General features: G+C 40.5%; 9 protein-coding genes. 7 read left to right on the top strand and 2 right to left on the bottom strand.

Annotated elements, in window-relative coordinates; all coding sequences use genetic code 11:
• Nucleotides 1–14 precede the first annotated feature (14 nt).
• From FC81_RS07820 to FC81_RS07840, 5 genes are all read left to right on the top strand, one after another.
• A complete protein-coding gene (locus tag FC81_RS07820) occupies nucleotides 15–1,472 on the top strand; it encodes a glycoside hydrolase family 1 protein (protein ID WP_057745318.1) in 1,458 nt (485 codons plus the stop codon).
• A 260-nt stretch (nucleotides 1,473–1,732) separates the two neighbouring features.
• Nucleotides 1,733–2,866 carry an exonuclease SbcCD subunit D gene (locus FC81_RS07825; RefSeq protein ID WP_057745322.1) on the top strand — a complete coding sequence of 378 codons (1,134 nt, stop codon included), beginning with the start codon at nucleotides 1,733–1,735 and terminating at the stop codon, nucleotides 2,864–2,866.
• Nucleotides 2,866–6,003, top strand: coding sequence for an AAA family ATPase (locus FC81_RS07830; protein WP_057745324.1), 3,138 nt, complete (start codon nucleotides 2,866–2,868; stop codon nucleotides 6,001–6,003). Before FC81_RS07825 ends, FC81_RS07830 begins: the two co-directional genes overlap by 1 nt.
• Nucleotides 6,004–6,200: 197 nt before the next feature.
• Nucleotides 6,201–8,030: an SEC10/PgrA surface exclusion domain-containing protein gene (locus FC81_RS07835; RefSeq protein WP_057745326.1), complete on the top strand. Its 1,830-nt coding sequence runs from the start codon at nucleotides 6,201–6,203 to the stop codon at nucleotides 8,028–8,030.
• A gap of 267 nt (nucleotides 8,031–8,297) precedes the next feature.
• Nucleotides 8,298–8,843, top strand: coding sequence for a phosphoribosyltransferase family protein (locus FC81_RS07840; protein ID WP_057745329.1), 546 nt, complete (start codon nucleotides 8,298–8,300; stop codon nucleotides 8,841–8,843).
• 91 nt (nucleotides 8,844–8,934) lie between these two features.
• On the opposite strand, the gene FC81_RS07845 is transcribed toward FC81_RS07840, so the two are convergent.
• Nucleotides 8,935–10,269, bottom strand: a complete 1,335-nt coding sequence (locus FC81_RS07845) for a dihydrolipoyl dehydrogenase family protein (RefSeq protein WP_057745332.1) — start codon at nucleotides 10,267–10,269, stop codon at nucleotides 8,935–8,937.
• A gap of 89 nt (nucleotides 10,270–10,358) precedes the next feature.
• Nucleotides 10,359–11,543 (bottom strand): ArgE/DapE family deacylase, encoded by a 1,185-nt coding sequence (locus tag FC81_RS07850; RefSeq protein WP_057745334.1) that lies wholly within the window; start codon nucleotides 11,541–11,543, stop codon nucleotides 10,359–10,361.
• Between the two features lie 174 nt (nucleotides 11,544–11,717).
• Here FC81_RS07850 and FC81_RS07855 point away from each other — a divergent pair, with 174 nt between their 5' ends.
• Together FC81_RS07855 and FC81_RS07860 are read left to right on the top strand one after the other, a co-directional pair.
• Nucleotides 11,718–12,137: a (deoxy)nucleoside triphosphate pyrophosphohydrolase gene (locus FC81_RS07855; protein ID WP_057745337.1), complete on the top strand. Its 420-nt coding sequence runs from the start codon at nucleotides 11,718–11,720 to the stop codon at nucleotides 12,135–12,137.
• A 1-nt stretch (nucleotide 12,138) separates the two neighbouring features.
• Nucleotides 12,139–15,054: a DEAD/DEAH box helicase gene (locus FC81_RS07860; protein ID WP_157054760.1), complete on the top strand. Its 2,916-nt coding sequence runs from the start codon at nucleotides 12,139–12,141 to the stop codon at nucleotides 15,052–15,054.
• Nucleotides 15,055–15,114 lie beyond the last annotated feature (60 nt).

The raw sequence follows: 15,114 nt of genomic DNA on the forward strand, positions 1-15,114 counted from the left end.
GAGGAACAATCCATATGTATAAGACTGATTTTCCAAAAGAATTCCCCAAGGACTTTTTATGGGGTGGGGCAACAGCTGCTAACCAAATTGAAGGTGCATGGGATATTGATGGTAAAGGGCTAACGACTGCTGAAGTTGTTCGAAAAGCAGATGACCGCAAGAAAATGTCGATGAATATCGTTGATGATACTTCGATTGAAGAGGCTATCAAAGATAAGACGACTGCTAACTACCCTAAGAGACGTGGGATTGATTTTTACCACCATTACCAAGAAGACATTAAACTTTTTGCAGAGATGGGTTTTAAGGTATTTCGCTTTTCAATCGCCTGGGCCCGCATTTTCCCTAAGGGCAATGAAGAACAGCCGAATGAAGCTGGTTTAGCGTTTTATGACCGTGTGTTAGATGAATTAGAAAAATATGGAATTGAACCATTAATTACGCTTTCGCACTATGAAATGCCATTGGCACTGACTAAAAAACAGAATGGCTGGCTCGACCGCGCGACGATTGCCGCGTTTACCCGTTATACAGAAGTCGTATTTAAACGCTATCGCGGGCGTGTTCGGTATTGGTTGACATTTAATGAGATCAACACAGGGACATGGGGCTTTCATGAAACCGGTGTTGTTGATAGCCATTTAAGTAAACAAGAACAAGAAAAAGTCCGTTATCAGGCACTACATCATCAATTAGTTGCCAGTGCACTAGCAACCAAACAGCTACATGAACTTGATCCGCAGGCTAAAATGGGTTGTATGCTTGCAAGAATGCAGACATATCCAGCAACCTGCCGACCAGAGGATGTCCGTGCGGCCCAATTAGAAGATCAAAAGAACCTGTTCTTTACTGATGTCCAGGCACGAGGAGAATATCCTGAGTTTATGAATAGGTATTTTGCTGAAAATGGAATTCAAATTGATATGGCAGCTGAAGACCAGCAGATTTTGGCAGAGACACCGGTTGACTTTATCAGTTTCAGTTACTACATGACCACCGTAACGAGCGCTTCGACCGGCGCCGAGGTCAATGGTAACATGGCAACTGGTGGTCGAAACAAATACCTCGAAGAATCAGATTGGGGTTGGCAGATTGACCCAGTTGGACTGAGAATCACTTTAAACGAATTTTGGGATCGATATCGAAAACCATTATTTATTGTCGAAAATGGTTTGGGAGCTTTGGATAAACTTGAAGATGGAAAAGTCCATGATAATTACCGGATCGATTATCTGCGTAAGCATATCGTCCAGATGAAGGAAGCTATTCAAGATGGGGTCCAACTGATGGGTTATACGATGTGGGGTCCAATTGATCTAATCAGTTTCTCAACTTCAGAGATGTCTAAGCGTTACGGCTTCATCTATGTTGACCAAGATGATGATGGTCAAGGAACTTTGAAACGACTTAAGAAAGATTCGTTTTATTGGTATAAAAAAGTTATTTCTTCAAATGGTGAGGATCTAGCTTAAGTAACATAACAAGAAAAAGTATGACATGTGTCAGTGAGGTTTGAGAGTTGGTTTACACTTACTTCTCAAAATTACGACTTATGGACATGCTTTTTTTGTTATTAATATTTCTAGCATTCATTGGATAATAGTGGTTCGGTTACCAATAAAGAATTTAAAGTTGATAGCGACTTGTTATACAATTAAGCTTGTTAGCGAAGTAGTGTGGTTTTCTATAATTAAATTTAAAAAAATCAAAAACTGAAGGGAAACAGTAAAATATGCGTATTTTACATACAGCTGACTGGCATATCGGTCGGCGGTTACATGGTTTTGACCTAACTAAGGAACAAAACCATGCGTTTGAACAAATTGAACAGATCGCCTTGGATGAACACGTTGATGGGATAATTATGGCAGGTGATTTATATGATCGCAGTATGCCATCTGAAGCAGCGGTCGCGCAGTTGAATCAGATGCTGCAGCAGTTGAATTTAGTTGATAAAGTACCACTTTATGCTATTTCTGGCAATCATGACAGTGCTATTCGCCTTTCAACTGGGACACCCTGGTTTAAAAGTACGCAGTTTTACATGTATACCCGTTTGGAACAAGCCTTTAAGCCTGTTGAACTGCCGGATACACAACTCTTCTTACTACCGTATTTTGAACCTTTTGCTGCACAGCAATATTTCAATGACGATAGTTTACAGCATTTAGAGCAGGCGATTGTACCAATCGTTGCTAAGATGAAGACCTTGTTTGATCCCAATAAAAAACATCTTTTAGTCGCGCATTTTTTTGTAGCTGGCAGCGCGACTACCGATTCAGAAACGCAGTTGAAGGTCGGCGGTTTAGCAGCTGTTCCGGCTGGATTATTAAAAGATTTCGATTATGTCGCGCTAGGACATTTACATGGTAAGAATGCTCTACATGCTAAGAATGCACGTTACAGTGGTTCACCGCTAAAGTTTTCTTTGTCGGAAACTAAGCAGGAAAAAGGAGTCTTTATTGTTGATACGGAACCTTTCAAAATAACATTCAAGCCATTGACACCGCTTAAAAACGTTCAACAATTAACAGAATACTTTGAAACATTAGAAGATAAAGATTTCTATAAAGACTTACAGTTAGACAATTACTTTGGAATAACATTAAAAGACCGCAAACCGATTCCGAATGTCATGGCACGACTGCGTGAGATATATCCTAACATTATCGCGCTTAATCGTGCAGATGGGTATGAAACTAATGTCGAAGGTTCAGGTGAGAGTGGCAAACAGATCCGGCAAAAGGATCCAATTGAGCTATTAAGTGATTTTTATAAACAAGTTGCCAAAGATGATTTATCACCGCAGCAAATCAAATGGGCGCAGGAAGCATTAAAAATCGCTGCTAAAAGGGAGTCTAAATAGTGAAACCAGCTAAATTAATACTTAAAAATTTTGGACCGTATGAGGATGAGACGATTGATTTCACTAAGTTTGATGAAGCATCAATTTTCTTGATCGCGGGGAAAACCGGTAGTGGGAAAACGACTATTTTTGATGCACTGACGTTCGCTCTATATGGTTGCAGCGCTAGCGATGATCGGACACCGCAAAGTATGCGCTCGGATTTTGCGGACACTAGAACAGCGACTGAGGTAACGTTATTATTTGAACATCAGGGACAAACCTATCGGATTGTTCGTCGTCCAAAACAAGAATTAGATAAAGAACGAGGAACTGGGACTAAGATCTTTGAAAGCAAAGGGCGACTTGAGATCTTTAAAGCGGGAGAGAAGCTCGCTGAAATTACTAAGATGCGGGATATCAATCTTAAATTACTAGATATTTTACAAATCAGCCGTGAACAGTTTGTTCAAATCGTCTTATTGCCACAAGGAGAATTTCGACGGTTCTTGACGGCATCTAGTTCAGATAAGGAAGACGTTTTACGCAAGATTTTCCGAACACAGCTTTATCAAAGATGGAGTGATACGCTGAAGGAGATGCTCAAAAAACAGACTACTAAGACTAAGGATGCTAAGCATGCTATCGATGGTGATTTGGCAAAAGTAGTCTGGTTGGATCCTGTACCAGTTAATATTAAAGAACGTAGTATTAATGATCAGATAGCGACTCTATCGCAGCAGCAAACCCAAGCCAATATAGTGTTAAAGAACTTAGACGAAGAACGACGATCTATTCAAAAACATTATGCAGATGCTAGTCAAAAGTTTCACGCGGCAGCTGAGATGAACCAACAGATCACGCAGTTAGCCGTGAAACGGCAGCAACAGGAAACTTTAAAAGCACAGCAAGTGCAGTATGATCAGTTAGGTGAGCAAGCGGCTAACTTGAAATGGGCAAAAGATTTGAAACCCAAGTATGTTCAATTTCAGGAAATGCAAGGTGAGATTTCCAAAAACGAACATCAACTAGAAAAAACTGTGGGCGAAATGCATGTTCAAATGAATTGCCATGAAAAGCAGACCCAGCAGCAGGAACAGTTGCAGGTTCAAAAGCCGCAACAGGATCGACGACTTAAGCAAAAGTCAGTGCTTGAAGAGCAACGACCGATATTTAAGCGGATGTATGAGCTGCAGGACCAACTTAAACAAGCAGAAACTAATGTTGCTAAGGTTGAACAGCGACTTAAGACTAAGGAAGAGAAGGTAGCAGCTTTAGAGAAACAAAGTGAACAGATCACAGAAAAACTGAATCAAGTTATGGGGCTGACGGAACAGCTCAACCAGCTAACCCAGACGTTTAAGGTTTTAAAAACTGCAGCGAAACAGTTAGCTAAATTAAACCAGGAACAGCAGGCTAATAATGAATTAAAGGTTAGGCTTGGGCAAAATAGCCGTGACTTGCACGAATTGACGACGCGCGTAGAACAAATGCAGAATAAATATACCACTTTACGTAGCGATTGGTTAAGTAATCAAATCGTGAATTTAGTTAAGCAACTAAAACCAGGGACACCTTGTCCGGTTTGTGGGAGTACAGCTCATCCCAACCCTGCCCATATCGCTGACCTGCCCAGTGTCAGTGATGATGATATCAAAGCTGCGGAAACACAGCTACAGCAGTTGCAGAACCAGCAAGCAGCTGCTAAGACTAAACTCAGTGAAGAAGTTAAGCAAGCTGCTAAACAAGAAGACCAATTAGCAAGTGCTTTTAAAGAATTTACGGCTGAACTAATTGTGGAACAAGTTTTACAAGAAATACCAGCTGACCTAGAGACTGTTAGTCAACAGGTCGCCACCGAGACCAGTAGAAATATCGCTGAACGAACTGAACTTCAAAAGCAGCAGGCTGATTTAAAAGCCGAGCAGGAGCAACAAGGACAGATTAAAGAGGCCTTAGATCAATTGAAGCCAGAGGTCGCTCAGTTAAAGCATGATTGCCAAAATGAACAGGTTAGACAACAAAAGTACGCAGTTAAACTGGAGGATGCGACGCATAGTTTGCCCAGTAAGTTTAGTGATTTAACTGCTTTGAATCAGCATTTAGACAAAATTAAACAAGCAATTGACAGTTATGACCGAGAAGTTGACCTTAATCGTGCCCAACTGGAAGAGACTAAACAGACGCAGGCAGCTTTACAGGCAACCAAAAGTAGTTTGGAACAACAGTTAAAACAGGTTAAGGGAAAAATGAAAACTGTTAAAAATGAACTAACGACAGCTATTTCAAAACGGTTTGGAACAAGTAGCTGGGAGCCACTGCAGTGTTTAATACCTCAAGAAGACCAACTAGCTGATTTGCAGCAGCAGATTAATGATTATCAAGAGCAGTTAAAAAAGAATGAAACTACGATTTCAACGTATGAACAAATCGTGGGCGATCATCAGTTGATTGATCTAGATGAGGAACAAACCAAACTTCAACAGCTTGACCAAGTCCAAGAGCAGCTACGGGCTCAATATGAGAAAAAATACAAGCAGACTTTGCTGAATGACGAATTATTAAAACGGGTCAAGGAAAATGATCACGCTATTCATGCCCAACAAGAGAAGATCAACCAGCTTCAACTCTTAGTTGAAACAGTGAATGGAAGTGGGGATGCCAAATTAGGTTTAGAGCGTTATGTCTTACAGGCACAGCTAAAAGAAATTCTTAAAGTGGCCAATCAGCATTTGAAGCAGTTAAGTTCTGGACGCTATGCTATGCATTTACACAAAGAGGCTGGAGCCTACCAGAAAAATACGGGGCTTGAAATTGATGTTTATGACGATAATGTTGGTCAGGTACGAAGTGTTCATACCCTTTCCGGAGGAGAGAGCTTTATTGCCGCGCTGAGCTTGGCACTTGCACTGGGTGAAGTAATTCAAAATGAGTCAGGTGGGATCAGTATTGACACCTTATTTGTTGATGAGGGATTTGGTTCACTCGACCAAGACTCGCTTTCAATGGCAATGGCGGCTTTAGAGAATATTGAGAGCCATAACCGAATGATTGGTATTATTAGTCATGTTACAATGTTGCAGGAACAGATCTCCTATCAGATCCAAGTACAGACGCAAGGTCAAGGGAAAAGTTGTGCTAAGATTATTGCCCCATAGGTAAGGAACTAATTCAAAAAACTGCTCTAAGCTACTTGCTATTGCCTAACTTTTTGTTTCGTATCTTGCTCTTGTGGCTTAAATGGCATTATGATAATGTTTATTTGATATGGGGATAAAAAATGGGGATTAGGTACCTAGGGAATATGCGGAAAAACCGTTGATCTTAGGTCCGGAATGTGGAGTGGATTTATTTTATGAACAAGAAAATAGTTATTACAGTAGTGACAGCAGCTGTAACGACATTTACAATTAATACGGCTGTAGCTGAGGCAGATGAAACTCCTTCAACCGCAGCTGCAAGAATAGCAGATACAGTAGATACAACAGATCAAGCAAAAGAGCCGATTACAGCTAATAAACAAACTGATACTGGTAGTCAAATCAAGGTGACGGATACAGCTACAAAAGAAGTACAGCCGCAAGAGGCAGTTACTGCCAGTATCAATACCAATGGTGCTCAACAAGCTAAAATAATAGCGCTGGCAACCGCAAGTAGCAAGTCTTCAGTAGAACAGCAACAACAAACAGCTGTTTTAACTCAAAAGTATACAGCGGACCAAAACCGTGCTGATCAAGAATTGACTGCTCAGACAATAAAAGCTAAGGATACATACGCCTCACAAACAGCACTTCAGCAACAGAACAATACCGAAAAACAAAAAGAAGCGCAAGCAAAAGTAGAGCAAGCACAGACTGAAGCGCAGAAGACCGCAGCAGAGAAAATTACGGCAGCTACCCCTAATGCACAGACCAATGCTCCTACAGAAGCATATGAGCCAGGTCATGCAATCAACTCTGAGACAGATCTGCCTACAAAGTTAGTAGAACCACAGATTACTGATGCAACAACACCAACTTATTATGATTACTACGGTTATCGTGGCGGAGCTGATACTTCGGCTCAAATCGACGGTTCTCTAGATAAAGCTCAGCAATATGAATTGGCAGATTATACGTTAACATTGCTTAATGATTGGCGTGCAGCGCGGGGATTGACAAAAATCCACTATAATCAAAATGTTGAGGAAGCAACGCTGGCTTTAGTTGCCTTGCGAAATAAAGAGAATAAAGATTTTGATCATATTACTTTTAATGAGCAGGAAACAAGCATCTTTGACCAACGTGGTTTGAACTTAGTGGGTGAAAATCTTGGCGTGTCAATGCCGCAAAAGACAACTTTACTGCAGTTGAAGGTTGAGACGTTGAATGCCATTACTGCCATGATCTGGCAGGATGAAGCTCATTATAATGGACATCTGCAGAACTTTGCTACGGCTGAATATATGGGCTTTGGCGTCCAAGCTAATCCCAAGATGGCCTATCCGTACCAACTTGTTTTTGAAATGGCGGAACTCAGTAATTCAGATGTCCAAGCCCCAGATATCGAGTTAACAGCGGAAAAAAAGATCGATGATAAGCGTGTAGCTGCAAGAGCACAGTTGGTTAGAACAGATCCGGGACTTATGGCGGCAAATAGGGCATTAGCCAAGCTTGAAATAGAAAACCAACAACAGTTGTTAAGTTTACAACAGCAGCAAGCTACAGCGTTAGCACAACTTAAAGCAAACCACACAGCTGAGTTAGGTAAATTGACGGTAGCATACCAAGCAGAGCTTGCAGCTTTGCAGCTAAAGAAACAGCCTCAACTGACAACATTAGCAAAAAAGGCTACACCAGCAAAACAGTCAAAGAGAAAAATAACAAATCAAACAGAGACTTCCAGTAAGACAGTAAGAACAAGTCGACTTGAGTTGGTACAAAGAGTGAAGTTTCCGTCGCTGACATCAGCTAAAAATACGACGCATCAATTAGTTGTAGGACCAAAAAAGGTTGGAAATACGGTAGAGACGTCCAAGGAAGACCAAATAAACCAAACTAAGAGAAACAAACAACACTTACCACAATTAGGCAATACAGCAAAAACAGAGGTATCAGTGCTTGGGATGATCATTTCTATTTTGACCGGAATTTGCGGGGTGAAGGCAATAATTGCTAAACACAGAAAAGGCCGATCTCTGAAGTAGGATATATTGTATAAGTTAAAGCGGCAGAGACATGTTTATAATTTTTGTCCGGCTCTGCGGTGAATAGTTTTAGTGGAAGATTTATCTTTATTAAGAAATGATTATCGCAGTTAAGCTCTAATTTAAATGAGGTAATTATTTTTTATTGTTCTTAAAAGCAAAAAAATATGATTATAAAAGTTAAAATATGTTTATGCTATAATTAAAAACGAACTATTAGCAAGATAATATGATTAATGTTCATCGTTATGGGTGGAGGTCTAATGGATGCAGGAATATTATGACTTAAAAATAGGTAAATTAACGCGACGGTTACCGGTGGTAAAACTTAATGCTGATGTAGCTATTGCTTCGTTTGTCCTTTTAGGTGATGCGGAGCTAACTCGTTATACAGCTGAAAAATTAGCCCAGAAAATTAATTTTGAATTTGATTATCTCGTGACAATGGAAAGTAAAGGGATCCCGCTTGCGCAAGAAATGTGCCATTTCCTAAATAAACCACGGTATATTGTTTTACGCAAAAGTGTCAAAGATTACATGAATTTACCGTTAAGTATATCAGTCAGTACAGTTACGACGAGCGCCCCACAGCAATTAGTCCTTGATAGTAATGACGCAACACTGTTAAAGGGAAAGCAAGTTGTTATTATTGATGATGTTATAAGTAGTGGTGGTTCAATTACAGCTGCTGAGAAACTTTTACGCAAGGCACAAGCAAACGTAGTCGCGCGTTTAGCTATTTTGGCAGAGGGTGCCGCTTCTGAACGTACGGATATCGAATATTTAGAGAAACTGCCGTTATTTGACCTTTGAACTTTTAGAATTTGATTAAAATAATCCCCAGTAACAAGGCCATTGAAGGCATTCTTACTGGGGGTTTTGATTTGAAGTAAAATTGTTTGCGCTATAGTAGTTCCCAAGAGGCTGAACTAATTGTTGGGAAAAGGTGAATCAAACGTTCGGCTTGTTCAGGCGCTAGGTTTAGTTCAATTGCCGGCAACAAACTATTAATAACATCTTCGGCATGTTCACTAACCTCCGTTGCACCAACAAGGTGATGCTCTTTATCGAAGACAAGTGCGTTCTCGCCAAATGTTTCACGTGTAACTTGTCGATACCAATTATCTAAAACATTATTTTTAACGACAGTGTAAGCAGGATTATTTTCTGCTTCAGCAACAGATACACCAACGCGAGCAATCCGAGGAGATGTGAAGACAACTGAAGGGATTGCTGGATAGTCGATAGGTGAGCTTGTCTCACCGGCAAAAAGGTGCATTAGATAAGTTGATTCAAAAATAGCGGTAGGGGTCAACTGAGGCTGCTCTTTCTTGATAACATCACCGCTAGCATAGATGTTAGTAACTGTGGTCTGCAAATGATCATTAACAATAATACCTGCAGAATCGTACTCAACACCAATTTTAGCAAGTCCAAGATTCTCAACGTTTGGGATTCGACCGCTAGCATCAAGGATCCAATCAACACTAAGATTCTTGTTTTCTGCATAGTAGATAGTTGTTTTCGTTCCATCTTTTTTAAAATGTGAGATACCAGCATTACGAATGAACTGGACACCACGTTTTTCTAAGTCCGTGATGATATGTTCAACGAAAGGCTGATAGAACCGGCGTAAGGCTTTTTCCTTGTGCATAAGAACAGTAACTTCAGAGCCAAAAGCATTCGCAATAGTAGCAAATTCTAAGCTGACGTAACCTGCACCGATAATTGCAATTTTAGCAGGTAATTCTTGGAGATTCATAAATTCAGAGCTATCGTGTGCCAATTCACTGCCAGGGATAGCTAACCGATGTGGGCGCAGACCAGTTGCAATAACAATTTTAGCCGCAGTTACGTGCTGGCCTTCAACATCAAGGGTATGTTGATCAAGAAACTCCCCACGTCCGTGAAGTAGTGTCACACCATGGTCGACTAACAACCCACCGATAAAGTCAGGTAAACCTTTGATGACATCATGTTTATGCGCAACCGTCTTGGGCCAGTTCAAGGAAATAGGTGTGGTAACAATTCCTTGAAGGTCTTCAACTTGCCGTTGCAAAGGAACCGGTGCATCTAATGTGATTTTAGCGTTACAGCCGCGGTTGGGACAGGTTCCACCAATTAAGCCGCTTTCAATCACAGCAACTTTAAAGCCTTTACTTGCCAGTGGAATAGCTCCATCAAAAGCACCGTGCCCGCTGCCAAGATAGAGGACATCATAATCATACTTTTTTTCCATATAACCAGCCTCCTATTGTTTTTTCTCTCTCTTCCACAGTAGCGCAGGGCGGTGTTATGGACAAAGTAAATGCTCAATTAATGAATTTCCTAATCTATGCCAGTATAATCTGTTTGAATCTGCTTATCTTTAAGAAAATCAAGTGCAAATTGTTTATAAAAGTTGATAGCATTTAAATAATCATCTATCTCGACGTATTCGTTACTTTGGTGTGAAGTGGCAGAGCCTGGCCCAATCTCAATACTATCGAAGTGACCTTTAGCCTGTAGAAACTCGGCACCATCATTTGCACCCGAGCTGCCGGTGACCTTGGCGACTGAACCTAAAACTTGTAGGTGTGTTTTTTGAGCCAGCTGGATAATACGTGAATCGGGGTTGCCCGCAATTGCTTCTTCAGGGAAACTGTAGGCAATTGCTAATTTAAAACCTTCCTTTTGGTTTAGTTCAGCGATAATTGACTCTAGTTCATCATAAAAATACTGATTGGGATAGGCTGGAATGGTGCGAATATTGCCCATTAATTCAGCATATGAAGGTATACTGTTAACTTGCTCACCACCCTTTATTTTAGTGATACTGTGGGTCACACCGCCAAGAACAGCATCTGTTTCGGTAAATTTCAGTAACCTTTCTAGTGCAAGATGGTAGAAGACGATTAGATTATCAATCGCATTGATGCCATGCTGTGGTTCGGCACTATGTGCGGCCTTACCGTAAGAAATAACTTTATAGTCAATAACGCCACGAGCAGTGTAAACGATTTTTTGCATTCTAGATGTTGGTTCTGCAACGATCAGCCCGGCTAGATTATCGGCAAAGCCTTGTTTAGTTAGCTGGGCAGCACCGTACTCACCAGTTTCCTCTCCAACAGTTGCTAGAAGACGAAGCTTGCCTGGGAGATCTACTTTTTGTTCTAAAAGTTCAAGTAGGGTTACTACAAGTGCGGCTAGCCCACTCTTCATGTCGGTAGCACCCCGACCGTAGATTTTATGATCAGCAATTACTGCCGCAAAGGGATCATAATTCCAGTCAGCTCGATTTCCCGGAGCAACAACATCCATATGTCCGCTAAGCCCAAGTATCGGGCCTTTATTTTTCCCAATGGTCAAGACGAGATTGTCACGGTTAGGGGCATAATTAATTTTTTGAATATCAACGTCAGGATAGGGTGAAAAAAGTGAACTGATGTAATCAGCCACTTGTGTTTCGTTGTTATTGACAGAGTTAATTTGAATCATTTTTTGTAGAATTTCGATTTTCTTTTGAGTCTTCATCAACTGGACCTCTTTTTTCATTATTTACTTGAACCACCATTATACACTTTTGATGAATTTTTTAATATCATAATGTTTAAAAAACCATCTTTTGAATATTTACTGTGAAATTCGGCGAATGAGCTGGTCTTTGTTATACTCAATGCAGATGAAAAAAATGAAAGGACTATAAAAGTGAAGAAAAATATTTATGTAGTGGGTGCAGTTTTGCTTAATGAAGATAAAATTTTAGCAGCTAAGCGTGCTGAAGGACGGACATTAGGTGGGATGTGGGAATTTCCTGGCGGTAAAGTTGAAAAAGGAGAGACGCCGCAGGCTGCTTTGAAACGGGAATTGGCAGAAGAGTTTTCAGACCAGATTACTGTGGGCCCGCAGGCTGCAAAGACGGCTGTGTATGAATATAAATTTGGAATAATTCACTTAACTGTTTATTATGCCCGCTTGCTGACAAGAAACTTTAAGTTGATTGCACATAGTCGAATTCGCTGGGTCAGTCAAACAGAATTGACAAGTCTGGAGTGGGCACCAGCTGATTGGCCAATTATTTGGGAGCTTGAACACACCGATCTGAAACAGGTGAAATTCTATGACTGATATGACAAGAGATGAATTGCAAGCCGCGGTGTTGAATGGTTATGTCGACCAAGATAAATATAATGCAGCTACTGAATTTTCACCGCAATTACTGAGCAATATTGAACAAGAAACTGTTTGGGAACATCTGAGGTTTGAATTGAACAACTGTTCTAGTTTTACTTTTGCCGTTGCCTTCATTACAACCGATATGCTAACACCACTTAAAGTAGTTTTAGCTGATTTAAAAAGACATGGTGTCTATGGGAAGATCCTAACATCAAATTATTTGTACTTTAACCAGCCACAAGTCTTTGCTGAACTGCTTAAGTTAACAAATGTTGAAGTTAAGATTGCTCGGCAGGATGGCTTTCATGTTAAAGGGTATCTTTTCGAGCATGCTCAGCAGAACTATCAGTCTGTAATTATTGGCAGTTCTAACCTGACAAGAGCGGCATTACTGCATAACTACGAGTGGAATATGCGTTTTACCTCATATGCTGCTGGCGCCATTACGGCTCAGCTTGCTGCAGAACTTGAGCGGGCGTGGGCTCAAGCAGTCCCACTGACGAAACAGTGGTTAAATGAATATACGCGGGATTTTGCTAAAAAAGCTCCCCTTCTTGGAACAAACGAATGGCAGTTACATGAAAAAAGGGCTGATTATACGGTCCAGGCTGAAGCGGAGGTCGTACCCAATAAGATGCAGCGTGCGGCCCTGCAGAATTTGCAGAAATTGCGGCAAAATGGGGAGAAAAACGGCTTGGTTATTTCAGCAACAGGAACAGGTAAGACCTATTTAGGCGCTTTTGACGTCAAACAAGCAAAACCACAGCGTTTCTTATTCATTGCTCATCGTGAACAGATTCTGCAAAAAGCCCGGCTTAGTTTTCGGAAAGTTCTTGGTGGACCAGCAAGTGACTATGGCATACTGTCAGGTCAGCATGCCGAGAAAACAGCTAAGTATTTATTTGCAACTATTCAGACACTTGCTAAGCAGGAAAAACTACAACAATTTTCAACAACAGAATTTGATTATATTCTTATAGATGAGGCACACCGAGCTGGAGCAGCAAGCTATCGTCGTATTTTAGCTTACTTTAAGCCGTCCTTTTTCCTAGGGATGACGGCAACACCTGAGCGGACTGATGATTTTAATATTTACCAATTATTTGGTTATAATATTGCGTATGAGATTAGACTACAGGATGCTTTGCATGAGCGGATGTTAACACCTTTTCACTATGTAGGTTTGCAAGATTATGAGTATCAGGGGAAACTGCTTGATGATAAAGCTCCGCTGCGACATTTGGCCTCTGAACAAAGAGTAGCTTATGTGCTACAACAATTAGCATATTATGGTTATTCCGGTAGTAAAGTTCATGGTTTGATTTTTTGTAGTCGTCAAAAGGAGGCTTATGAACTAGCCGAATTAATAACAGCCAAAGGGCATCCAGCGGTTGCATTAACGGATGAATCAATCAAAGTTCGTGAGCAAACAGTGGCGCTGCTTGAGGCAGGAGAGATTGAGTATATCGTGACAGTCAATATCTTTAACGAAGGAATTGATATTCCTTGTCTAAATCAGATTGTTATGCTGCGCAATACGCAATCCAGCATCGTTTTCATCCAACAGCTTGGGCGTGGTTTACGTAAATTTGCACATAAAGAATATGTAACTATTATTGATTTTATTGGAAACTACAAAAATAATTATTTGATACCGCTGGCGTTGACGGGGGACCGTTCCCGTAGTAAGGATAATGCGCGGGCAGAGCTTAGTTTACAGCCTACGATCGGTATCTCGACTATTAATTTTACGGAAGTTGCCCGCCAACAGATATATGCTTCATTGCAGACCGTAAAGTTAGATTCACTACTGGAGATGCGTCAGGATTATAATGAACTGAAGTATAAGCTTGGACGTGTTCCTTTACTCAAGGATTTTGAGGAGTACGGTTCAATGGATCCAATTGTTTTTGCAAACAATAATTTGTTACCTAACTACTATCATTTCCTTTTGAAAATGAAAGAACCATTCAAGCTAACAAGCTATCAAGATAAAGTTCTATACTTTATGACAAAAGAACTATTAAATGGGATGCGGTCCCACGAGCTATTACTGCTGCAAAGTTTGCTGCGACAGCAAGAAATAACGGGGGAAAAATTTAAACAACTACTAGTTGCCAATGGTTGTTACGTTAATACCGCAGTTTTAACATCAATCGATGCTATTTTAAGTCTGACATTCTTTCACATCAAGGCAGGCAAAGAGTTTAAATCTGATAAATATGGAGGGCAGCCGCTGGTTGTTCACGTGGAAGATAAATATAAATTAGCTTCGCAGCTGGTAGCAGCATTGGCTGATCCAGAGTTCAAAAAGCTTTTTAATGATGTCCTTGAAACTGGACTTAGTAAAACACGGAAGTTTGATCAGAAGGACTTGTTTACCCTTTATCAAAAGTATACACGTAAGGATGTCTGTCGACTTTTAAATTGGAAAAAGGATGTCAGTGCACCAATGTATGGTTATCGCGTTGGCACGGATGCATGTCCGATCTTTATCACATATACCAAGGATCCCAGTGGTAAACGCAAAGGCGAAAATTACCAGAATGAGTTTCTAAATACGGCTGTGATTCGCTGGTTTACCCGCAGTCCACGTCACTTGTACTCAGATGAAGTCCGTAAGTTACTGCAAGTAGATAACGAAGGCAAGCCAGTTGTTAAGATTCATTTATTTGTTAAAAAAAGTGATGCTGAGGGTAAGGACTTCTATTATTTAGGTGAATGTGAAATTATTAAGAATTCTGCAACTGAGAAGATGATTCTGGGCAAGAATGGCCGCCAGAAAGCAATTGTGGCACTGCAGTTGCGACTTAAAACACCGGTACAATATCGCTACTATACACTATTAACTGCTGAAAATAAAAAATAATAAATAAAAAAATAATTGACTTATGATATCTAAATGATATCATATAATATATTGATCAAA

The sequence above is a fragment of the Liquorilactobacillus capillatus DSM 19910 genome, assembly GCF_001434915.1.
GTDB lineage: Bacteria > Bacillota > Bacilli > Lactobacillales > Lactobacillaceae > Liquorilactobacillus > Liquorilactobacillus capillatus.